Genomic DNA, 22,025 nt, shown 5'->3' with positions numbered 1-22,025 from the left:
GCTAGTGCGCTCCGTGGGTGGCCGCGGCGTCCGAGCCGTGGTGTCCGTTGCCATGGGCGGCGTGGGCGGCGTGCTTGAGCTCCAGCTGGAGCTCCTTCACCTCGCTCACCGCGACGGCGGGAACGAACTTGAGGAACAGGAGGAACAGGGTGCCGAACAGGCCCAGGGTGCCGATGTAGATGCACCAGTCCACCCAGGTCGGCGTGTAGATGTCCCACGACGAGGGCAGGAAGTCCTGCGACAGCGACGTCACGATGATGATGAAGCGCTCGCACCACATGCCGATGTTCACCGCGATGGACGCCACCCACATGATGGGGATGCTGGTGCGGGCCTTCTTGAACCAGAAGATGTTCGGGGTGACCACGTTGCAGGTGATCATCAGCCAGTACACGCCGGCGTAGGGGCCCGTGGCGCGGTTCACGTAGAAGGTCCAGAACTCGTACTGGTTCATGGAGTACCAGGCGATGAAGTGCTCCATCAGGTACCCGTAGGACACGAGCAGGCCCGTCGCCAGGATGACCTTGTTCATGTTCTCCAGGTGGCGGTCCGTGATGACGTCCCGGAGGCCCAGGTACTTGCGGGCGGGCACGATGAGGGTGATCACCATCGCGAAGCCGCTGAACACGGCGCCGGCCACGAAGTAGGGCGGGAAGATGGTCGCGTGCCAGCCCGGAATCTGGGAGACGGCGAAGTCGAACGACACGATGGTGTGCACGGACACCACGAGCGGCGTGGAGAGGCCGGCGAGCAGCAGGTAGCCGACCTTGTAGTTGTGCCAGTGACGGCCGGAGCCGCGCCAGCCCAGGGCGAACAGGCCGTAGATGGTGCGCTGCAGCTTCGTCTTGGACGAGTCACGCAGGGCGGCCAGGTCCGGGATGAGGCCCACGAACCAGAAGAGGGCGGACACCGTGAGGTACGTGGAGATGGCGAACACGTCCCACACGAGCGGCGAGCGGAACTGCGCCCAGGCGCCCAGGGTGCTGGGGTAGGGGAACAGCCAGAAGGCGAACCAGGGACGGCCCGTGTGGAGCAGCGGGAACAGACCCGCGCACATGACCGCGAACAGCGTCATGGCTTCCGCGAAGCGGTTGATGCTCGTGCGCCACTTCTGCTGGAAGAGCAGGAGGATGGCGGAGATGAGCGTACCGGCGTGGCCGATACCGACCCACCAGACGAAGTTGATGATGTCGAACGCCCAGCCCACCGGCTGGTTGTTGCCCCACACGCCGATGCCGCGCGCGAGGGTGTAGGTGACGCCGATGACCAGGAGGCCCAGGGCGGCGGACGTCATGCCCAGGAGCATGAACCAGCCCTTGCCCGGCTTGCGCCAGACATGGTCCAGCAGCGTCTCATTGAGGGACTTGTCGTCGTGGTGCGGCGCGACGAGGTCCCGAGGCTCGAGGGGGTCGAGCGGGAGTGCGTGTGCGGTCTCGGCCATGACGGTCAGTGACCTCCTTCGTGCGCCGGCGCGGCTTCAGCAGGGGCGGCGGGCACGAGGGCAGGGTTGGGGTTGCGCAAGCGGATGAGGTGGGCGGTGCGGGGGCGGGTGCCCAGCTCGTGCAGCAGCCGGTAGGCACGCTCGTCCTCGTGGAGCTGGGTGACGCGCTGGGCGGGGTCCGCGAGCGAGCCGAAGGCGATGGCCTGCGTGGGGCAGGTCTGCTGGCACGCCGTCTGGAGCTCCTTCTCCTGGATGAGGCGCTTCTCGACGCGGGCGTTGATGCGGACCCGCTCGATGCGCTGCACGCAGTAGGTGCACTTCTCCATGACGCCGCGGTTGCGCACCGTGACGTCCGGGTTCATCAGCATCTTCTCGGTCGGCGTCTTGCCCTGCGTGTAGTGCAGGTAGTTGAAGCGGCGGACCTTGTAGGGGCAGTTGTTGGAGCAGTACCGCGTGCCGATGCAGCGGTTGTACACCATGTCGTTGAGGCCCTCGTCCGAGTGCACGGTGGCGTTCACCGGGCAGACGTACTCGCAGGGGGCCTTCTCGCAGTGCACGCACGCGACGGGCTGCATGACCATGGTGGGGTCGTTCTCATCGCCCTGGAAGTAGCGGTCGATGCGCAGCCAGTGCATCTCACGGCCGACGCCCACCTGCTGCTTGCCGACGACGGGGATGTTGTTCTCCGCCTGGCACGCCACGACGCACGCGTTGCAGCCCGTGCAGCGCGACAGGTCGATGGACATGCCCCACTTGTAGCCCTCCTGCGGCGTCTTCGCGTACTCGAAGTCGGGGAGGTTGTTCTGCTTGCCCAGCTCGTACTTGGCCTGGACGCGCTCCAGCGTGTGCTCCGTCTCCTTCGACGGGTGCGCCAGCTCGCTGACGGACATGTCCAGGGCCAGCGGGCGGCCCTCCATGCGCCAGTGGTACTGGGTGCGGGCGAACTTGTGGCTGCCGCGGGCCTTGGTCAGCTTCGCGCCGCCGTCGAACCAGGGGGCGTTCGTCGTGCGCAGCAGGTTGGCGTTGAAGCCCACGCCCTTGGCGACGACCTCATGCAGGCCGGTGCGGCCGTAGCCCAGGGCGACGGTGACGGTGTCGTCCGCGTGGCCGGGGAGGACGGTGACGGGGACCTGCAGCTTGCGCCCGCCGTACTCCAGCTCCGCGACGTGGTTGTTCTCAAGGCCCAGCCGCTTGGCGGTGGCGGGGCTGAGGATGGCGGCGTTCTCCCAGACGATCTTCGTGATGGGGTCCGGCAGCTCCTGGAGCCACGCGTTGTTCGCGAAGCGGCCGTCCAGGACCTTGTAGTCATGGACGAAGTTGATCTCCAGCTCACCGGCGGCGGGCGGCTGGTACCCGGAGACCAGCGTGGAGGCGGCGTCCAGGTTCGGCGTGGCCGTCAGCGCGGCGGAGATGCTGCCGGGGACGATGCCCTCGGAGACCCAGGTCTCCCAGCGGGTCTCGAAGTCGGCGCGGCCGGCCTCGCCACCCTGCGCGGTCCAGTAGTCGCGCAGCATCTGGTAGGCGGGGCGGAAGGGCTCGTCGAGGAACAGCGCGAACAGCTCCGCTTCCGGCACGCCGTTGAAGAGCGGCTGGATGAGGGGCTGCGCGATGCTGACGGTGCCGTCCACCGCGCGGCCGTCGCTCCAGGTCTCCAGCTGGTGCGCCAGGGGCACGAACCAGTCGGCGAACTTGGAGGTCTCGTCCTCGTAGTGGCCCGCGTACAGGACGGACAGCGCCTTGCGGTTGGCGTTCTGCTTCGGGTCCAGCACCTCCGCCAGGCCCGCGTCCACCGGCAGGGCGTAGAGGGGGTTGGTGGCGGTGATGATCAGCGTGTCCACGCGGCCGGCCTTGATGTCCTCCACCAGGGCGCGCACTTCCGCGAGGCCGGAGGCTTCCGGGGCGGCGGCCGGGACGACCTGCACGGTCGTGCCCACGTTGCCCAGCGCGACGTTGATGGCCTGGGCCAGCGCGTGCACGGCGGCGGGCTGGCGCTCACCGGCGATGACCACGCTGCGGCCGGACTTGGACTTCAGGTCCTGGGCCACGGCCTGCACCCACGAGGAGACCTTCGGGTCCAGCGTGCCGGCCTTGCCGGACGCGGCGGCGCCCAGGCTGGCGGCGGGGCCACCCACGGCCTGCGCCAGCGCGGCGGCGATGCCGAACACCTCGGCGGACTTCACGCGCAGGCGGTGGTCCGCCATGCCGCCGGTGATGGACAGGCGGGCTTCGGCGACGTACAGGCGGTTGAGCTCGCCGTTCTTCGGGTCGCGGCGGTCCGCGAACTGGCGGTTGAGGCCCAGGTTCTCCGGGCGGCTCTCCAGGAAGTCCGCGTCCAGGGAGACGATGACGTCCGCGCGGGTCAGGTCGTAGACGGCCTGCACGGGCTGGCCGAACAGGGCGCGGTGCGCCTCCGCGGCGGCGGAGTCGGAGATGGAGGAGAACGCGTGGAAGCGCGCGTTGGGCAGCTTCTTCTGGATGCGGCCCGTCACGTCGCGCAGCATCGGGGAGCTGATGGGCTCCGTGAGGAAGCGCAGGCGGCTGCCACCGTCGGCCGCGGCCTTCTGGCCGACGAGGGCGGAGACCTCCTCGGCCAGCACGCGCAGCGAGCGGGGGTTGTTGCCCTGGCGCAGCACGCGGGCGCGCTGCGGGTCATAGAGGGAGAGCAGGAACGCCTGCTCGAAGACGCCCGCGGAGCCCTTGTTGATGGGGTGCTGGGGGTTGCCCTCGACCTTGACCGGACGGCCTTCGCGCGCGGTGATGAGCAGGCCGGAGGTGTGGCCCCCGAGCGTCATGCCGGACGCGTAGTGCAGCGGGTTGCCCGGGGTGACTTCCGGCGGCGTCTTCGTGTACGCGACCAGCCGCTCGTCCTGGGGACGGGTGCTGCACGCGGTGGCGCCGGCCAGGGCGAGCGACGCGCCCAGGAGCTGCATGAACTCGCGGCGGGCGAAGCCGGTGGGGGGCAGGTCCGCGCCGACGGGGAACTCCGGGCGGGTCTCCTCCAGGAACTCCGGCGTGGCGAGCTTCTCCTCCAGGCCGAGCCAGTACGTCTTGCCGTACGCGCCCTCCGCCGGGACGGCGCGGGTGGAGGCGTGCTCCAGGGCTTCCGTCACGACGTCGTCGTGGGCGTGGGGGGCGGCCTCGTTGCGGCCCGAGACGACCGGGAGCGCGAACGACGAGGGGGTTTCCTGCGCGGGCGCGCTGTCAGGCTTGGTGTTCATCGGTGGCATGTGGAGCAGCTCGTGCGCGAGTGAACGTCGTATTCCTTGGAGAGCTTCTCAGCGAGGGCCGTGGCCTCCGCCTTCTCCGTGGGGGGCGCCCAGGTCATGCTGGTGATGAACTCCTGGGGGCGGAGGTTGGGGCCGGGGTTGCGGTGGCAGTCCAGGCACCAGCTCATCGTCAGCGGGGCGGACTGCTCGATGGCGCCCATCTGGTCCACGCGGCCGTGGCAGGTGGCGCAGCCGACGCCCTTGCCCACGTGGATGGAGTGGTTGAAGTAGACGAAGTCCGGCAGGTTGTGGACGCGAACCCAGGGGATGGGCTGGTCGGCGAAGAACGCCTTGCGGACCTCGGTGAGGTACGGGCTCTTGTTCCACACCTGGGCGTGGCAGGACATGCACACCGTGGTGGAGGGGATGCCCGCCGACGGGGACTTCTCCACCGTCCAGTGGCAGTAGCGACAGTCGATCTGCTCGTCACCGGCGTGGTGCCGGTGGTCGAACTCGATGGGCTGTTCCACCGGGTGCGCCTGATTGGTCACGTGCGGGGAGCGCACGTAGGCCAGCAGGCCACCGATGGCGATGGCGGGCACGGCGAGGAGCATCGCGGCCGACAGGCGCGACACCGTATTCGTCCAGCGTGGGAAGAGAGGGCCGCTCATACCAGGACCAGGGTCAAGAGGACTGAAGGCGACATGGAAGCAGGAGTGGACGCGGGGAAACCGTTCGGCGCGGAAGTCAGGGGGGCCGTCCCGGTCCCGGTGGACCGGGCGGGCGGTGGCTCCTGGCGCTCAGACGGCAAGGCAGTCACGTCCAACGAACCTCTAGGATGGTGCCGTGGGCGCGGGTCCCTCATGCATTTCCCGACCCAATGCGGCGCGGGACCATCAACCATGAACACGGCAGTGTCAACCATTCTGTGGGGAGTGGGAATAAGGATCGCTTAGCACTTCCCGGGGCGGTTGCGACAAGTTGCCCGCGCGGGGTGATGAATCCCGCTTCTGGCGATCGGAAGGGGGCTTTGCGCGAGGAGCGCCGCCCTCGGGGAGCAATCCCTCTCAGGGTGCGCGCTACAAGGTGCGACGGCGCGCGCCACGCCTGAAGCGGGGCTACTCGGAGTCCGGGTCACCGGGGTCGCGCCAGCGATCGCGGCGCTTCTGGAGCAGGCGGTCCACCAGCTCGCGCACGCGGGCGTCGCGGTGGAAGTGGGCGTCGTGGCGGCTGCCCTTGCCCTGGTTGCAGCGGGCGCAGGCGAGGCCCAGGTTCTCCAGCGCGTCGGTGCCGCCGGCGGTCCGGGGCACGATGTGCTCGATGGTGGCGCGGCTGATGGGCTCGCCGTCCAGGCCGACGGCGAGGTGGGCGTTGCAGTGCAGGCACTTGCCCATCCACACCTCGGCGCCCCGGTGGGGGACGCGCTCGAAGGTGGCGTCGGTGGCGATGATCGCCAGCACGCGGCGGCGCCTGGCCTGGCTCATGGCTCGCTAGACCTCCACCACCGCGGTGCCGGCGACGGCGTAGACGCGGTCCTTCCTGCCCCGCCGCACGTCGAGCCCCCCGGTGAAGGCGCTGAACGCGGGCAGCACGCCCACCCCGGGGCGCAGGTGGAAGCACGGCAGCCGCAGCCGGTCCGCCCCGCCCGTCAGGCGCACCATGGGGTGGAGATGACCGGCCCACACGTAGCGGCCTGTAGCGGGCTCCGGGTGGTGGGCGAAGCGGAACGGGCCTTCATCCCATGCGTCCTCGCGATCCTCCATCCGCCAGGTGGGGGGCAGGGTCCGGACGTGGCGGTCGTGATTGCCGCGTATCAGTACGACTTCTAATGAAGCATGGTTTTCGCGCCAGGCATTCACGCGGCTGATGACATCGGCGGTGAGCCCCTGTTTCGAATGCACGAGGTCCCCCACCAGGAGGAGGCGCCGGGCGCCGGTGGCGGTGAGGGCGGAGGAGAGGCGGGCCAGGTCATCCTCCAGGACGCCCAGGGGCAGGGGGATGCCGTGCTGCTGGAACGACTCGGTCTTGCCCCAGTGCAGGTCGGCCACGGCGAGCACGCCGGCTTCAGGCCAGTGCAGGGCCCGCTCCGGGAGCAGCTCCACGTCCGCGTCCGCTACGCGGGTCTGGCATCGGCCTGGGACCATCGCTCCTTGAGTCGCTCCACGCGGTCCAGCAGGGATTCGTTGGACACGCTCGCGCTGATGCGCTCGACGACGAGCGGGAAGGCCAGCGGCGAGGGCCGGTGGACGTGGACGACCTCGACGGGGTTCGCCTCCAGGCGCTGTAGGGTGCGCGCGAGCCGGCCCTGTTCGAACTGGTGCTCCAGCACCTCGCGTCGCGCCTGGCGCAGCAGGAGGTTGTCCGGGTCGTACTTCACGAAGACGTCGTAGAGGAGCGCGGAGCTGGCCTGGACCTGGCGGGTGGACTTGCGCGCTCCGGGCAGGCCCGGCATCACCAGCCCGGCCACGCGGGCGATGTCGCGGAACTGCCGGCGCGCGAGCTCGCTCAGGTTCACGCTCTCCAGGATGTCCTCCACCAGCCGCTCGCGGGTGAAGAGGGCCGGGCGCAGGGCCTCGTCGAAGGGGAAGGGCGTGGGGGTGAGCAGCTCCAGGCCGTAGTCGTTCACCGACAGGCTGAAGGTGGCCTTCTGCAGGCGCGTGAGGCGCAGGGCGAGGAGCGCCGCCAGGCCCTCGTGCACGAGCCTTCCTTCAAAGGGATAGAGGAAGAGGTGGTGGCCGTCGCGGGTGCGGCAGGTCTCCGCCAGACAGCGGCCGTCGCCGGGGATGCGGGACAGGCGGGCCTGCGCGTCGAGGATGGGCCACGCGGCGGCGATCTCGTCTCGCGTCACGTCGCCCTGGCGCGCGGCCTCCAGCGTGCGGCGCATCGCGGAGGCGAGCGACGTGGAGAGGGGCAGGCGGCTGCCGCCCCAGCGCGGCGTCTGCGTGGCCTTGGCCTTCGCGGGCTTCACGTACGCCGTCATGTCCTTGAAGCGGCTGAACTCCAGCCGGCGGCCCGCGAAGAGGAAGGTGTCTCCGGGCTTCAGGCGGCTGACGTAGGACTCCTCCACGGTGCCCAGGTTGCCGCCGCTCCAGTAGCGCAGCTGCACGGACGCGTCCGAGGTGATGGTGCCGATGTTGAGCCGGTGCAGCCTCGCGAGGCGCACGTCGGGGACGCGGAAGCGGCCGTCCACTTCGACCACGCGGCGGAACTCCGGGTAGGCGCGCAGCGTGGGGCCACCCTCGCGCACCAGGGCGAGCGCCCAGTCGAACTCCTCGTCGGTGAGGGACGCGTAGCTCGTGGCGGTGCGGACCTCGTCGCGCAGGGCTTCGCGGGTGAAGCCTCCTCCCAGCGCGCACGTCACCAGGTGCTGGGCCAGCACGTCGAGCGGCTTGGACAGCGGCGTGCGCGGCTCCACCTCGCGGCTCGCGATGGCGTCCCGGGCGGCGGCCATCTCCACCAGTTCGAGCGCGTGCGTGGGGACGAAGAGGATGCGACAGGTGGCGCCGGGGCGGTGCGCGCTGCGGCCCGCGCGCTGGAGGGTGCGACCGATGCCCTTGGGACTGCCTATCTGGATGACGCGCTCCACCGGGCCGAAGTCCACGCCCAGGTCCAGCGAGGACGTGCACACGACGAGGCGCAGGCTGCCGTCCTTGAGGCCGCCCTCCACGCGCTCGCGCTCCTCGCGGTCGATGGAGCCGTGGTGTAGCGCGAGCAGGTGCTCCCATTCCGGGCGCAGGAAACGCAGCCCTTCGAACCAGCGCTCCGCTTGTGAACGCGTGTTGGTGAAGAGGAGCGTGGACTGCGTGGGGTCCAGCCACTCGGCCACGCGCGGGAGCATGGAGAATCCCAGGTGGCCCGACCACGGGAAGGTGTCCACCTCCGCGGGGAGCAGCGTCTCCACGTCCACGGGACGCTGGAGATCCGCGCTGACCAGCGTGGGCTCGCGGTCCGTGCCGACGACGGTGCGCGCGGCCTCCTCCAGGTTGGCGAGCGTGGCGGACAGCGCCCAGATGCGCAGGCCCGGGGCGAAGTGGCGCAGGCGCGCCAGGGCCAGCTCCACCTGCGTGCCTCGCTTGGAGGCGAGCAGTTCGTGCCACTCGTCCACGATGACGGCGCGCAGTGAGGCGAAGTTCTCCGCTGCCTGCTCCTGGGTCAGCAGCAGTGACAGGGACTCCGGCGTGGTGATGAGGACCTGGGGCAGGCGCTCGCGCTGACGCTGTCGCACGGAGGCGGACGTGTCGCCCGTGCGGCTCTCCACCTCCAGGTCCGCGTCCAGGGCCATCAGTGGTTCGCGCAGGGCCTGCTCCACGTCACGCGACACTGCTCGCAGCGGCGTGAGGTAGAGGATCTGAAGGCCCTTCTCGTTGCGCTCCGCCGCGTCCGCCAGCGGGCCGATATAGGCCGCGTAGGTCTTTCCCGCGCCGGTGGGCACGTGGATGAGGCCGCTGTCTCCGCGCGCGTAGGCCGCCCAGGCCTCCTCCTGGAAGGCGTACGGCGTCCAGCCCTTGGCGGCGAACCACTGGCGGAGTTGATCCAGCGGCGCGCCTTGGTACGGGGAAGGGCTGCGGGGAACGGGACGCTTTGCGCGGGTGCGCTTCGGTGCTTCGGTCTGATTCTCCGGCGCGTGCTTGCCTCGCATGCGATTGCGGCGGCGCGGCTTAGTGGGCTGCATGGAGCAGCCCCTTCAGCGAGTCGAGCGTGTCCGCGTCCCTCGCCGTCTTGTCCGCGCGCCAGCGGGCGATGCGGGGGAAGCGCAAGGCGATGCCCGACTTGTGTCGCGGGGACGGGGCGATGGCTTCGAAGTGCAGCTCGAACACCTGCTCTGGATCCACCGAGCGCACTGGACCGAACTTCTCCCGCGTGTGGGCGCGGATCCACCGGTCCAGCCGGCCAATCTCCTCATCGGTGAGACCCGAGTAGGCCTTCGTCACCGGCAGCAGGTCCTCGCCGTTCCACACCGCGAAGGTGTAGTCCGTGTAGAGCGACGAGCGCCGGCCGTGGCCCGGGTGCGCGTAGAGCAACACCGCGTCCACCGTGTACGGGTCGATCTTCCACTTCCACCAATCGCCGCGCTTGCGCCCCGTCTGGTACACGGAGTCCAGGCGCTTGATCATCAGGCCTTCGACGTTGCGCTCGCGGGACTCCTTGCGCAGCTCCGCCAATGCCTCCCACGACGGCGCCGTCACCGAAGGCGAGATGGGGAAGCGCGGGTGGTCCTTGAGCAGGGCCTCCAGCCTCGCGCGGCGCTCGCGCAGGGGCAGCTCGCGCACGTCCTTGCCGTCCTGCTCCAGCAGGTCGTAGACGACGAACGCGGCGGGGGCCTCCGCCAGCACCTTGGGCGTGAGCTTCTGTCTGCCAATGCGGCGCTGGAGCCGGGCGAAGGGCAGGGGCGTCCCGTCCTCGTAGGCCATCACCTCGCCGTCGAGCACCGTGCCCTCGGGCAGGGCCCGGGCGGCCTCGGTGATTTCAGGGAAGCGTTCGGTGATCAGCTCCTCGCCGCGGCTCCAGAGGAACACGTCGCCCTGTCGGCGGATGAGCTGGCCCCGGATGCCGTCCCACTTCCACTCGACCAGCCAGTCACTCACCTCACCCAGCGACTCCGCGGGCTGTTCCAGCGGTGACGCGAGGTAGTACGGATACGGGCGCGACACGTGGCCGTCCGACACATCCGGCGCGACGAGCTGTTCGAAGAACGCCTTCGTCGGCGTCCACGTCCCCATCAGCCGGTGCGCCACGCTGGGCGGCGGCAGCCCCGTGACCTGCGCGATGGCGCGCACCACCAACGTGTTGGACACGCCCACGCGCAGCTCGCCGGTGAGCATCTTGTTGAGCAGGAACAGCTCGCGGCGGGGCATGGACCTCCACCAGCCCACCACGCGCTCGCGCTGCTCCGCCGCTTCCAGGCCGCGCAGCGGCAACAGGCGCTCCTCCAGCCATCGGGAGAGAGGGAGTTCCTCGGCGTGCTCGGGCGGGAAGTTCGCGCCGTCGAGCAGCAGGGCAATCACCTCCGCCAGGTCTCCCACCGACGCGTAGACTTCATCGAAGAGCCAGTCCGGGATGCCCGTCAGCTCCTGCGTCCAGCCCACCAGCAGCTTCGACGTGAGCAGCCGCTTGAGCTTCTGGCCCGTGAGGAAGAACAGACCCCAGGCCGCGTCCTCCGGTGGCGTCTTCCGGAAGTATTGCGCCATCGCCTCCACCTTCGCGTTGGTGGAGGTCGTCTGGTCGAGCGTGTCGTACAGGTCGGCCAGTGCTCGCACGGGTCAGTCCTCCGCTTCGCCCTCGAAGGGCGTGGCGAGCGGCGAGGCATCCACGCCCCGCTCCCGCAGGTAGTGCGACAAAGGGTCGGTGTAGCCGTGCGTCACGAGCACCTTCTCCGCCTGCGTGTCCGCCACCGTGCGCAAGAGGTCCGGCCAGTCCGCGTGGTCCGACAGCACGAAGCCCCGGTCGTAGCCACGGCGGCGCCGGTTGCCGCGCACGCGCATCCACCCCGACGCGAAGCCCGTCTCCGCTTCACCGAAGCGGCGCATCCACGTGGAGCCGGCCGCGCTCGGCGGCGCCAGCACCAGCGCTCCCGCGAAGGACGTGCCCTTCTCCGTCTCCGACACCAGCTGCGTGGGCAGCATCGGGATGCCCGCCTCGCGGTACGCGGTGACGAGCCCGTTCACCGCGCCGTGCACGTAGGCCGGCCGGTCCGTCAGCTTGCCCAGCTCCGCCAGCAGCCGCTGCGCCTTGCCCAGCGCGTAGCAGAACAGCACCGCCGAGCGCCCCGCCTCGCGGTTCGCGTCCCACCAGCGCAGGATGTCCTGGGCCACGAGGCCCGTGTCATCCCAGCGGTAGATGGGCAGACCGAACGTCGCCTCGGTGATGAAGGTGTGGCAGCGCACCACCTCGAAGGGCGTGCACGTGGGGTCCGGCGTGCGCTTGTAGTCACCGGAGATGATCCACACCTCGCCCCGGTGCTCGACGCGGATCTGCGCGCTGCCCAGCACGTGGCCCGCGGGGTGGAAGCTCACGGTGGTGTCGCCCACCTTCAGCGTCTCGCCGTACTCCAGCGTGTCGATGACCGCGTCCGCGCCCAGCCGCCGTTGCAGCAGGCCCAGCCCGGCGCGGGCCCCCAGGTAGCGTTTGCTGCCGCTCCGGGCGTGGTCGCCGTGCGCGTGCGTCACGAGCGCCCGCTCCACCGGACGCCAGGGGTCGATGTGGAAGTTCCCCGCCTGGCAGTACAGCCCCTGCGGCGTCACGGAAACCAACGGCGGTCGGTCCTGATGGGTCGTCGCGGTGGCCACGGTCCTGTAGAGGTAACGAGGCCTTGGAACAGGGGCCACCCACGGTCCAACCTCCCGGGGCGCTCCGCTGACAAGGGGGCGGGCGTGCGTCCGGGCCCTGCTTGCGATCCAAACGACGAAGCCAGGGACCGGAGGGCCCCTTGGATGGTGGGCGGGGACGGGGGATAAACCCGGGAACCTCCCACTTCCGGACCCTTTCGTGATGCTGACGCCCGCGCTCCTCCTGTCCCTCACCCTGGCGCAGTCCACCCCTGCTTCGGACGCGGTGCTCGAATACAGCGCGCCGCTGGCGGAGGCGGGCGCGCCGGCTCCGGAGGACTTCGAGTTCACCGCGTTCACCGCGGGGCAGCAGGTCTACCTGGGTGTGGATGAGGCGAACCTGCGCGCGAGCGCGGCGGCGGAGGCGGGCGTCGTGAAGACGCTGATGCTGGGAACCCCCGTGCGCGTGCTGAAGGTGGGGACGCGCGCGAGGGTCGGCGAGTACGTCAACACCTGGTACCAGGTGGCCGTCGTGGATGCGAAGGCGGCTCCGGGCTCGGCGCCTGTGTCCGGCTGGGTCTTCGGCAACACGCTCACGCCGTTCCGCTTCGAGGCCGACCTCGACGGGGACGGCGAGATGGAAGTGGCCACGGTGGTGATGAGCAACGAGTTCAAGGCGCGCGTGCGCGTGCTGGAGCCGAACGTGAAGCCGCCCCGCCGCGTGAGCAGCGTGGACGTGGCGGTGGCGTCCACGAACTACGGCAGCGGTCAGGGCGGCCCGGTGAAGGTGACGCTCGTCCCCGCGAAGCAGGCGGGCGTGACGCTGCTGCAGCTGGACTCCACGCCGGAGCGTTGCGGCGACTACGTCACGTCCTACGTGAGCTACACCGGCTCGAATGGGAAGCCGGGCGTGCTGGGCAAGGCGAAGCTGGCGCTGGAACTGGGCGGGCTGATGGACCCGCCGAACATGAGCTCGTTCGAGGTCTCCTTCCAGCCGGCCGCGAAGCGCGCGCTGGTGGTGCGCACGAACGAGGAGGAGGCGGAGGAAGAAGGCGAGCCGCGGAAGGTTACGGAGCGCGAGGTCTATCAGTGGAAGGACGGCGTGTTCGCCCAGGCGAAGCCCGTCGCGAAACCGTAGTCGCAGGGCCCGGAAGGCCGGGCACCCGGGCGCCCCTCCGGGAAGTGGCAGAGGGGTCAGGGCAATAGACCATGGATGCGCAGGAGCGGAAGGCAGCCTACCGGCAGCGCGCGGAAGCAGGCCAGGCGGTGCCGGTGTCGGTGGAGTTGCCGGCGGACCTGGATACGCCGCTGTCGGCATACCTGAAGCTGGGCGGCGGCAGCCGCGGCTTCATCCTCGAGTCGTGCTACGGCGGCGAGCGCTTCGGGCGCTACAGCCACGTGGGCGTGAACCCGGCGGGCCGCGTGCGGCTGGACCGGGACGGGCTCACGTTGTGGCGCGGCTCGCACGAGGAGCGCCGCGAGGGCCGCCCGCTGGACGTGCTGCGCACGCTGTGGCGCGAGCTGTCCGTGGCGACGCTGCCGGGCGAGGCGCCCTTCCTGGGCGGGCTCGTGGGCTACCTGGGCTACAACGCCACGTCCTGGTTCGAGCCGAGCGTGCCGGACCGCCACCCGCGTGACACGGGCTTCCCGGACTCCGAGTGGCTCGTGGCCGAGGACTTCGTCACCCACGACACGCGCACCCAGACGCTCAAGGCCATCGCCATCGCGCGGCCCGCGCTGCACGGCAGCGTCGCGCAGGCGCTGAAGGACGCGGAAGGACGCGCGGAGGCGATGGCGGAGAAGCTGCGCCGTCCGCTGCCGCCGGAGGCCTACGCGCCCGCGCCCTCGCAGAAGAACGCGCCGGCCCCCGTCGCGTGCTGGGACCGCGAGGGCTACGCGCGGGCGGTGGAGAAGGTGCAGGAGTACGTGCGCGCGGGGGACTGCTTCCAGGCGGTGCTCGCGCGCAGGTTCGAGGCGAAGGGCGCCATCCCGCCGCTGTCGCTCTACCGGGCGCTGCGGCGGGTGAACCCGTCGCCGTACCTGTTCCTGGTGGACCTGGGCGAGGCGCGGGCGCTGGTGGGCGCGTCGCCGGAGCTGCTGGTGCAGGTGCGCGACGGGGACGTGGTGGTGCGGCCCATCGCGGGCACGCGGCGCCGGGGCGGCTCCGAGGCCGAGGACCTGCGGCTGGAGAAGGAGCTGCTCGCGGACGAGAAGGAGCGCGCCGAGCACATCATGCTGGTGGACCTGGGGCGCAACGACGTGGGCCGGGTGGCCGCCCCGGGCACCGTGCGCATCGAGGACCTGATGATCATCGAGCGCTACAGCCACGTGATGCACATCGTGTCCCAGGTGCGCGGCAAGCTGGACACCACGCGCTTCGACGCGCTGGACGCGCTGGCGAGCACCTTCCCGGCGGGCACCGTGTCGGGGGCGCCCAAGATTCGCGCGATGCAGATCATCGACGAGCTGGAGCCCATGCGGCGCGGGCCCTATGCCGGCGCGGTGGGCTACCTGTCCTTCTGCGGCACGCTGGACGTGGCCATCGCGCTGCGCACCTTCTTCGTGGATGGCGACCGCACGATGTGGACCGCCGGCGCGGGGCTGGTGGCGGACTCGGACCCCATGAAGGAAGCGGACGAGACGGAAGCGAAGGCGGGCGCCATGGCCGCCGCGCTGCGGCTGGCGCGCGAAGGAGGTGGGCGGTGATCCTCGTCATCGACAACTACGACTCGTTCACCTTCAACCTGGTGCAGCTGCTCTACACGCTGGGCGCGGAGGTGAAGGTCGTGCGCAACGACGCGCTGGATGCCGCGGGCGTCGCGGCTTCGGGCGCGTCACACCTGGTGGTGTCTCCGGGGCCGTGCACGCCGCACGAGGCCGGGGTGAGCGTGGCGGCCATCTCCCAGTCGCGCGTGCCGGTGCTGGGCGTGTGCCTGGGGCACCAGTCCATTGGCGCGGCGTTCGGCGGCCAGGTGGTGCGCGCGCCGGAGCCCGTGCACGGCAAGGCGGCGCTCATCCGGCACGAAGGCACCGGCGTCTTCACGGGCGTGCGGCAGGGCTTCCAGGCGGCGCGCTACCACTCGCTGGTGGTGGCCGCGGACTCCATGCCCGCGGAGCTGGAGGCCACGGCGTGGAGCCAGGACGGCCTGGTGATGGCGCTGCGGCACCGCACGCGGCCGGTGGTGGGCCTGCAGTTCCATCCGGAGAGCGTGCTGACGCCGGAAGGCCCGTCGCTGGTGCGCAACTTCCTGGAGGGGAAGCTGTAGCGCTCAGCCCCGCAGGTGCGTGGTGTCGTTCCAGCTCACGAGGACCGGCTGCCTGCCGCCGGCCTCGGAGCCCAGCACGCTGATGGACGCCGTGCCCAGGTGGAACAGCCTGCCGCCATCCGGAGGCAGGCCCAGCCAGCGCGCGGCGAGGATGCGCAGCAGGTGCCCGTGGGAGAAGACGAGCACGTCGTCCTGGAGGGCGCGCGCCTCCGCGATGACGCGGTCCACGCGGGCGCCCACCTCCTCCAGCGTCTCCCCGTTGGGGACGCCGTCCGCCCACAGCGTCCAGCCCGGGCGCGTGGTGCGGATGTCCGCGCCGGTGCGGCCCTCGTAGTCGCCGTAGTTGAACTCCATCAGGTCGTCGCGCTTCTGGGCCACGTCGCCGTAGCCCGCGAGCACGCACGTCTCCAGGGCGCGCGACAGCGGGCTGGTCCACACGGCGGCGAAGCGCCACGCGCTCAGCGGCGCACGGAGCTGCTCCGCCATCTGGCGGCCCTCCTCCAACAGCGGCAGGTCCGTGCGGCCGGTGTGCTGGCTGCTGCGGCTCCACTCCGTCTCACCGTGACGGACGAGGACCAGCTGGGGCGCGCGTGAGTTCATGGCGCCAATCTGTGTCAGCCCGTGGCGGGACGGGAGGAAAAAAGTCTCAGGCCTGGCGCTTCCGTGTTCGCCACTCCTCACGGCTCTGGCCCCAGATTTCGACCTCGTGGTCGTTGTAGGGCGCCGGCAGCATGCCCATGCGCAGGAAGCGCGAGCCCAGCCGGCGGGCCACCTGCTTGGACGGCTCGTTCGGAGGGGAGATGGAGTGGATGACCTCCGTCCACCCGAGGTGCTCGAACGCCCAGTCGATGGTGGCCGCGGCTCCTTCCGTGGCGTAGCCCTTGCCCCACGCGTCGCGGGACAGGCCCCAGCCCACCTCCGGGCCCGGCCAGTCCGCGGGCATCCAGGGCCCGAGCCGGCCCACCCACTTCCCGGTGGACTTCTCGAACATGGAGAACATGGAGAAGCCCTGGAGGGCCCAGGAGCCGGCCATGGTGCAGACGGCGCGCCACACGTTGGAGCGCGGCTGGAGGCCGCCGATGTACCGCGCGGTCTCCTCGTCCGCCATCATCGCCACGAAGCCGTCCAGGTCCTGGAGCGTGGGCGGCTTGAGGATGAGGCGCGGTGTTTCGAGGGTGGGGCCCAGCGTTGGCGGGGTGTACATGTCCGGTCTCCGGGCGCCGGAAGACGTCCGGCGCGCGGAGGGGACCTTAGCGCTTCAGGCCGCGCTTGATGTCCGCGCAAAGCTGCTTCGCGGCGGCCGGGCCGTCCGCGTGGGCGGCCTTCACCAGGGCGCTGCCCACGACGACGCCGTCCGCGTGGGCCACCAGCGGCCGGGCCGTCTCCGCGTTGGAGATGCCGAAGCCCGCCACCACCGGCACGGACGCGGCGCGCTTCACCAGGTCCAGCCGCTGCGACAGGTCCGGCGGCAGCTCCGCGCGCATGCCGGTGACGCCCGCCACGGACACGCAGTAGACGAAGCCCCGCGCGTCCCTCGCGATGGCCTCCGCGCGCGCGGGCGGCGTCGTGGGCGCGCACAGGGGCACCAGGTCCACGCCCTCCTTGTCGAACGCGGCGCGGATGCCGGCGCTCTCCTCGGGCGGCAGGTCCGGGAGGATGGTGCCCACGATGCCCCGCTCGCGCGCGAGCTTCGCGTAGCGCTCCTCGCCCATGGCCATCACCACGTTGACGTACGTCATGATGACCAGCGGCGTCTCCGGACAGCGGCGGCGCACCTCCGGCACCACTTCATCCAGCACGCGGCGCAGCGTGGCGCCGGCCTTCAGCGCCCGCTCGGACGCGGCCTGGATGACGGGGCCGTCCGCGATGGGGTCGCTGAACGCCACGCCAATCTCCAGCACGTCCGCGCCGCCCTCCACCATCGCGGCGAACACGTCCACGGACCTGGGCAGGTCCGGGTCGCCCGCCATCGCGTACGCCACCAGCGCGCCTTCTCCCCGGGCCTTCGCCCGGGCGAACGCCTTGTCCAGCTCCGCGCTCATGACTTCACCCCCGTCGCCGGCGGCACTCCGCGCGCCGAGATGGTCGCCACGTCCTTGTCACCCCGGCCCGAGCAGTTGATGACCAGGTGCTTGCCCTTGCCCATGTCGCGGGCCAGCGAGCGCGCCGCCGCGAACGCGTGCGACGTCTCCAGCGCGGGGAGGATGCCCTCCGTGCGCGCGACCTCGTAGAAGGCCGCGAGCGCGTCGTCGTCCGTCGCGGTGCGTACCTCCATGCGGCCCGTCTTCGCCAGGTGCGCCAGCTCCGGCCCCACGCCCGGGTAGTCCAGGCCCGCGGAGATGCTGTGCGCCTCTTGAATCTGGCCGTGCTCGTCCTGGAGCACCAGCGAGCGCGAGCCGTGCAGCACGCCCTCCGTGCCCAGCGTCAGCGACGCGCCGTGCTGGCCGGATTCCAGGCCGTGGCCCGCCGCCTCCACGCCCACCAGCCGCACCGCCGTGTCCGGGATGAAGGGGTGCAGCGCGCCGATGGCGTTCGAGCCGCCGCCCACGCACGCGATGATGGCGTCCGGCAGCCGGCCAATGGTGGCCAGCGTCTGGGCGCGAATCTCCCGGCCGATGACGGATTGGAAGTCGCGCACGATGGTGGGGTAGGGGTGCGGGCCCGCCGCGCTGCCGATGACGTAGTAGGTGTCCTGCACCTGCGACACCCAGACGCGCATGGCCTCGTTCATCGCGTCCTTGAGCGTGCGCGAGCCCGACTCCACCGGCCGCACCACCGCGCCCAGGGCGCGCATGCGGAAGACGTTGAGCGCCTGGCGCTCCACGTCCAGCGCGCCCATGAACACCTCGCAGGGCAGGCCGAAGAGGGCGCACGCGGTGGCGGTGGCCACGCCGTGCTGGCCCGCGCCCGTCTCCGCGATGATGCGCTTCTTGCCCATGCGCCGGGCGAGCAGCACCTGGCCCACGGTGTTGTTGATTTTATGCGCGCCCGTGTGCGCCAGGTCCTCGCGCTTGAGCCACACCTGCGCGCCGCCCCAGGCCTCCGTGAGGCGGTGCGCGGGCGTGAGCGTCGTGGGGCGGCCCACGTACTCGCGCAGCACGCGCGTCACCTCTTCGCCGAAGGACGCGTCCTTCTGCGCCTTCGCGTACGCCTCTTCCAGCTCCAGCAGCGCCGGGACCAGGGTCTCCGGCACATAGCGTCCGCCGTAACGGCCGAAGCGGCCCACGGCAGTGTCCGTCGTCATGGCATGACTCCTCAAGGGTTGAGGGACCGGACCGTGCGCACGAAGGCGCGCACCGCGTCCAGGTCCTTGATGCCAGGGGAAGACTCCACCCCGCTGGCCACGTCCACACCGTAGGGCCGGGTGGCCCTCACGGCCTCGGCTACGTTCGAAGGCTTGAGCCCGCCCGCCACCAGCACCGGCAGGCCACAGTCCGCCAGCTGCTTGACCAGCGACCAGTCGAAGGTGACGCCGCCGCCGCCGTAGCCCGGGGCCGCGCCGTCCAGGAGCAGCCCCGCCACGTCGCCCACGCCCACGTAGCTCCGGGCCTTCGCCACGTCGTCCGGCCCGCGCACGCGCAGCGCCTTGATGACGGGCACGCCGTAGCCGGAGCAGGCCTCGGGGGGCTCGTCGCCGTGGAGCTGCACGGCGGTGAGGCCGCACTCGCGCACGCGCACGCGGATGTCCTCCGGCGTCGCGTTGACGAACACGCCCACCATGGCGGCCAGCGGGGGCCGCGTGCGCGCGAGCGTCGCCGCCGTGGACAGGTCCACGAAGCGGGGCGAGCCCGGATGGAAGTTGAGCCCCATCGCGTCCGCCCCCGCCGCCCAGACGCCCTTCGCGTCCGCGACGCGCGTCACGCCGCAGACCTTCACGAGGACGTTCATGTCCCGCCGCCTTCCAGGCCGAGCAGCCGGCGCAGGGCGCGGCCCGGGTCGGCGTCGCGCAGCAGGGACTCGCCCACGAGCACGGCGTTGGCGCCCGCGTCGCGCGCGGCGGTGAGGTCCGCCAGGTGCTTGAGGCCGCTCTCCGCCACCAGCGCGGTGGACCGGGAGCGCAGCGCGGGCATCACCCGGAGCGCCGTGCCGGTGTCCGTCTTCAGCGTGGCGAGGTTGCGGTTGTTGAGGCCGATGATGCTCGCGCCCGCGGCGAGCGCGCGTTCGGCGTGCGCCTCCGTGTGGGCTTCCACGAGCGCGGCCACGCGCACCTGCTTCGCGGCGGCGATCATCTCCCGGAGCTCCGCGTCCGTCAGCGCGTCCGCGATGAGCAGCACCGCGTCCGCGCCCCAGGCCGCGCTTTCTTCCACCTCGCTGGCGGCGACGAGGAAGTCCTTGCGCAGCACGGGGATGGAGACGGCGGCCCGGACCGCGACCAGGTCCTCCAGGCTGCCGCCGAAGTCCGGCCCGTCCGTGAGTACGCTGATGGCGCAGGCGCCGGCGGCTTCATAGGAACGGGCCACCGCGACGACGTCCGCGTGGGGGAAGGCGCCGCCCGAAGGGCTCTTGCGCTTCACCTCCGCGATGACGTTGACCGGATGTCCCAATGCGCGGCGGACCAGCGCCTGGGCGAAGTCCCGCGTGGGGGGATGCGCGCCGTGCGTGGGCGGAGGACGGGTCCCCAGCTCCCGGCGCTTGCGCGCCATGATGACGTCCAGCGTGCCGGGGGCTTCCGCGGGCTTCGCGGCCGAAGAGGAGGTCGTCATGCCGCGGCCTTCTGGATGAGCGCCGTGAGCTTGCGTTCGGCGGCCCCGGAGTCGATGGCGTGCTCGGCCCGCTTCACGCCCTCCTTCAGGTTGTCCACCAGTCCGACGATGAGCAGCGCGGCGGCCGCGTTGAGCAGCACCGCCGTGCGCACCCCGTCGCGCTCTCCGGCGAGCAGCGCGCGCAGGCGCTTCGCGTTCTCCTCCGCGTCGCCTCCCGCGATGGACTCGCGCGGCACGGTGGACAGGCCCGCGTCCTCCGGCGTCACCGTGAAGCGGCGCACGGTGCCGTCCGCGCACAGCTCCGCGACCTCCGTGGGCGCGCACGGCGAAATCTCATCCAGCCCGTCGTGCCCGTGCACCACCCAGGCGCGCCGGCTGCCCAGCCGCCCCAGCACGCGCGCGGTCTGCTCCACCCGCTGCCGGTCGAACGTGCCCAGCAGCTGGTAGCGCGCCCCCGCCGGGTTCGTCAGCGGCCCCAGCAGGTTGAACACGCTGTGGAAGCCCAGGTCCCTGCGCGCCTGCGCCACGTGCTTCAAGGCGCTGTGGTGCGAGGGCGCGAAGAGGAACCCCACCCCGTGCTCGTCGATGTCGCGCGCCACCTGCGCGTGCGCCCGCTCCATGGACACGCCCAGCGCCGCCAGCACGTCCGCGCTGCCGCAGCGGCTGGAGACCGCGCGGTTGCCGTGCTTGGCCACCGTCACCCCCGCCCCGGCGGCCACGAAGGCCACCGCGGTGGAGATGTTGAAGGTGTGCGCTCCATCACCCCCGGTCCCGCAGGTGTCGAGCACCACCTCCGCCAGGGGAGCAATCTTCGCCGCGCAGGCCCGCATGGCCTCCGCCGCGCCGAGGATTTCGTCCTCGGTCTCCCCCTTCATGCGCAGCGCGGCCGCCAGCGCACCGACCTGCGCGGCGGATGCCTCGCCCGCGAGCATCTGGCCCATGACAGAGGCCATCTCCTCGCGGGAGAGGTCGCGCCGGCCCACCACCTTGCCCAGCGCTTCCTTGAGCGTCATGGGCTAGCCCAGCCGGACCATTTCGCGGCCCATCGCGGCGGCGATGGCCCGCACCTCGCCCATGGCCTTCTCGAACTCGGAGAAGTCCAGCGACTGGAAGCCGTCCGACTTCGCGCGCGGCGGATCCGGGTGGACCTCCACGATGAGGCCGTCCGCGCCCGCGGCGACCGCGGCCCGCATCATCGCGGGGACGGCCTTGCGCACGCCGATGCCGTGCGAGGGGTCCACGAACACGGGCAGGTGCGTCAGCGCCTTGAGCATGGGCACCGCGTTCAGGTCCAGCGTGTTGCGCGTCATGTTCTCGAACGTGCGGATGCCGCGCTCGCAGAGGATGACCTGGGTGTTGCCGCGCGCGACGATGTACTCGGCCGCCATCAGGAGTTCCTTGATGGTGGCGCTGATGCCGCGCTTGAGCAGCACGGGCTTGCGCGTCTCACCCACCGCCTCCAGCAGGCTGAAGTTCTGCATGTTGCGCGCGCCCACCTGGAGGATGTCGGTGTGGTCCGCGACGGCGGCCAGCGTCGCCGTGTCCTTCACCTCCGTCGTCACCAGCAGGCCCGTCTCCTTGCGCGCCTCCGCCAGCAGCGCCAGTCCGTCGCCCTTGAGGCCCTGGAACTCATAGGGGCTGGTGCGCGGCTTGAATGCGCCGCCGCGCAGCATGGTGGCGCCGGCCTTCTTCACCGCCTGGGCGGTGGAGATGATCTGCTCGCGCGACTCCACGGAGCAGGGGCCCGCGATGACGTGGATGGCGGCGCCGCCGAGCGTGAGGTCGCCCACGCGCACCTGGCTGTCCTCCTGCTTCACCTCGCGGCTGACCAGCTTGAACGGCTGGGAGATGGGGATGGCGTCCGCGACGCCGGGCAGCACGCGGAAGGGCTCCGGCTCCACCGCGCCCGGGTTGCCCGTGATGCCGATGGCGGTGCGAGAGCCCCCTGGAATCGCGTGCGGATGCCAGCCACGGCGGCGGATCTCATCGTTCACTCGCTCGATGTCCTGGGCCGTCGCGTCTGGGCGCATCACGATCAACATGGGGGACTCCTGCTCTTTCTCTCCAAAGGACACACCGGCGGATGCCGGCGTGGGCGTGCTTGGGGGCATCGGGCACACGGGAAACGTTTGCCGTAACTGTCG

Annotated in this window: 19 protein-coding genes; 3 read left to right on the top strand and 16 right to left on the bottom strand. The window is 71.2% G+C overall.

Annotated elements, in window-relative coordinates; all coding sequences use genetic code 11:
- Position 1: 1 nt before the first annotated feature.
- The 8 genes from nrfD to AABA78_RS07885 form a co-directional block, all read right to left on the bottom strand.
- On the bottom strand, positions 2-1,441 hold the full coding sequence (nrfD, locus tag AABA78_RS07920; RefSeq protein WP_171421920.1) for an NrfD/PsrC family molybdoenzyme membrane anchor subunit: 1,440 nt from the start codon (positions 1,439-1,441) through the stop codon (positions 2-4).
- A gap of 5 nt (positions 1,442-1,446) precedes the next feature.
- Positions 1,447-4,659, bottom strand: a complete 3,213-nt coding sequence (locus AABA78_RS07915; RefSeq protein ID WP_338262389.1) for a TAT-variant-translocated molybdopterin oxidoreductase — start codon at positions 4,657-4,659, stop codon at positions 1,447-1,449.
- The gene (locus AABA78_RS07910; protein ID WP_171414244.1) at positions 4,656-5,318 is read right to left on the bottom strand and encodes a cytochrome c3 family protein; all 663 of its coding nucleotides are present in this window, start codon (positions 5,316-5,318) and stop codon (positions 4,656-4,658) included. The genes AABA78_RS07915 and AABA78_RS07910 overlap by 4 nt, the downstream gene beginning before the upstream one ends.
- A gap of 447 nt (positions 5,319-5,765) precedes the next feature.
- A complete protein-coding gene (locus tag AABA78_RS07905; RefSeq protein WP_338262340.1) occupies positions 5,766-6,131 on the bottom strand; it encodes an HNH endonuclease in 366 nt (121 codons plus the stop codon).
- A gap of 6 nt (positions 6,132-6,137) precedes the next feature.
- The gene (pdeM, locus tag AABA78_RS07900) at positions 6,138-6,791 is read right to left on the bottom strand and encodes a ligase-associated DNA damage response endonuclease PdeM (protein ID WP_338262339.1); all 654 of its coding nucleotides are present in this window, start codon (positions 6,789-6,791) and stop codon (positions 6,138-6,140) included.
- Entirely contained in the window at positions 6,761-9,286 is a 2,526-nt protein-coding gene (locus AABA78_RS07895) for a ligase-associated DNA damage response DEXH box helicase (RefSeq protein ID WP_338262388.1), read from the bottom strand. Before AABA78_RS07895 ends, pdeM begins: the two co-directional genes overlap by 31 nt.
- A 19-nt stretch (positions 9,287-9,305) precedes the next feature.
- On the bottom strand, positions 9,306-10,904 hold the full coding sequence (locus tag AABA78_RS07890) for an ATP-dependent DNA ligase (RefSeq protein WP_338262338.1): 1,599 nt from the start codon (positions 10,902-10,904) through the stop codon (positions 9,306-9,308).
- A 3-nt stretch (positions 10,905-10,907) separates the two neighbouring features.
- A complete protein-coding gene (locus AABA78_RS07885) occupies positions 10,908-11,897 on the bottom strand; it encodes a ligase-associated DNA damage response exonuclease (protein WP_338262337.1) in 990 nt (329 codons plus the stop codon).
- A gap of 238 nt (positions 11,898-12,135) precedes the next feature.
- On the opposite strand from AABA78_RS07885, the gene AABA78_RS07880 reads away from it, so the two are divergent.
- The 3 genes from AABA78_RS07880 to AABA78_RS07870 all read left to right on the top strand — a co-directional run bounded on the left by AABA78_RS07880 (position 12,136) and on the right by AABA78_RS07870 (position 15,178).
- The gene (locus AABA78_RS07880; RefSeq protein ID WP_338262387.1) at positions 12,136-13,050 is read left to right on the top strand and encodes an SH3 domain-containing protein; all 915 of its coding nucleotides are present in this window, start codon (positions 12,136-12,138) and stop codon (positions 13,048-13,050) included.
- A gap of 71 nt (positions 13,051-13,121) precedes the next feature.
- Entirely contained in the window at positions 13,122-14,618 is a 1,497-nt protein-coding gene (locus AABA78_RS07875; RefSeq protein WP_171414249.1) for an anthranilate synthase component I family protein, read from the top strand.
- Positions 14,615-15,178: an anthranilate synthase component II gene (locus AABA78_RS07870; RefSeq protein WP_120528103.1), complete on the top strand. Its 564-nt coding sequence runs from the start codon at positions 14,615-14,617 to the stop codon at positions 15,176-15,178. Before AABA78_RS07875 ends, AABA78_RS07870 begins: the two co-directional genes overlap by 4 nt.
- Before the next feature lie 3 nt (positions 15,179-15,181).
- On the opposite strand, the gene AABA78_RS07865 is transcribed toward AABA78_RS07870, so the two are convergent.
- The 8 genes from AABA78_RS07865 to aroF are packed head-to-tail and all read right to left on the bottom strand — an operon-like array spanning position 15,182 to position 21,923.
- The gene (locus AABA78_RS07865) at positions 15,182-15,778 is read right to left on the bottom strand and encodes a histidine phosphatase family protein (protein WP_338262336.1); all 597 of its coding nucleotides are present in this window, start codon (positions 15,776-15,778) and stop codon (positions 15,182-15,184) included.
- Positions 15,779-15,824: 46 nt separating this feature from the next.
- On the bottom strand, positions 15,825-16,382 hold the full coding sequence (locus AABA78_RS07860; protein ID WP_338262335.1) for a GNAT family N-acetyltransferase: 558 nt from the start codon (positions 16,380-16,382) through the stop codon (positions 15,825-15,827).
- Between the two features lie 46 nt (positions 16,383-16,428).
- The gene (gene trpA, locus AABA78_RS07855) at positions 16,429-17,220 is read right to left on the bottom strand and encodes a tryptophan synthase subunit alpha (RefSeq protein ID WP_171414253.1); all 792 of its coding nucleotides are present in this window, start codon (positions 17,218-17,220) and stop codon (positions 16,429-16,431) included.
- Entirely contained in the window at positions 17,217-18,422 is a 1,206-nt protein-coding gene (gene trpB / locus AABA78_RS07850) for a tryptophan synthase subunit beta (RefSeq protein ID WP_338262334.1), read from the bottom strand. The genes trpA and trpB overlap by 4 nt, the downstream gene beginning before the upstream one ends.
- Positions 18,423-18,433: 11 nt before the next feature.
- Positions 18,434-19,066: a phosphoribosylanthranilate isomerase gene (locus AABA78_RS07845; RefSeq protein WP_338262333.1), complete on the bottom strand. Its 633-nt coding sequence runs from the start codon at positions 19,064-19,066 to the stop codon at positions 18,434-18,436.
- The gene (locus tag AABA78_RS07840; protein WP_338262332.1) at positions 19,063-19,881 is read right to left on the bottom strand and encodes an indole-3-glycerol phosphate synthase TrpC; all 819 of its coding nucleotides are present in this window, start codon (positions 19,879-19,881) and stop codon (positions 19,063-19,065) included. Before AABA78_RS07840 ends, AABA78_RS07845 begins: the two co-directional genes overlap by 4 nt.
- Positions 19,878-20,894 carry an anthranilate phosphoribosyltransferase gene (gene trpD, locus AABA78_RS07835; RefSeq protein ID WP_338262331.1) on the bottom strand — a complete coding sequence of 339 codons (1,017 nt, stop codon included), beginning with the start codon at positions 20,892-20,894 and terminating at the stop codon, positions 19,878-19,880. Before trpD ends, AABA78_RS07840 begins: the two co-directional genes overlap by 4 nt.
- 3 nt (positions 20,895-20,897) lie before the next feature.
- Positions 20,898-21,923 (bottom strand): 3-deoxy-7-phosphoheptulonate synthase, encoded by a 1,026-nt coding sequence (gene aroF / locus AABA78_RS07830; RefSeq protein WP_120528269.1) that lies wholly within the window; start codon positions 21,921-21,923, stop codon positions 20,898-20,900.
- Positions 21,924-22,025: the final 102 nt, after the last annotated feature.

Source organism: Corallococcus caeni (genome assembly GCF_036245865.1).
Lineage (GTDB): Bacteria > Myxococcota > Myxococcia > Myxococcales > Myxococcaceae > Corallococcus > Corallococcus caeni.
Note: the sequence above shows the minus strand (reverse complement) of the source record. Positions and strands in the feature narration are given on the sequence as shown.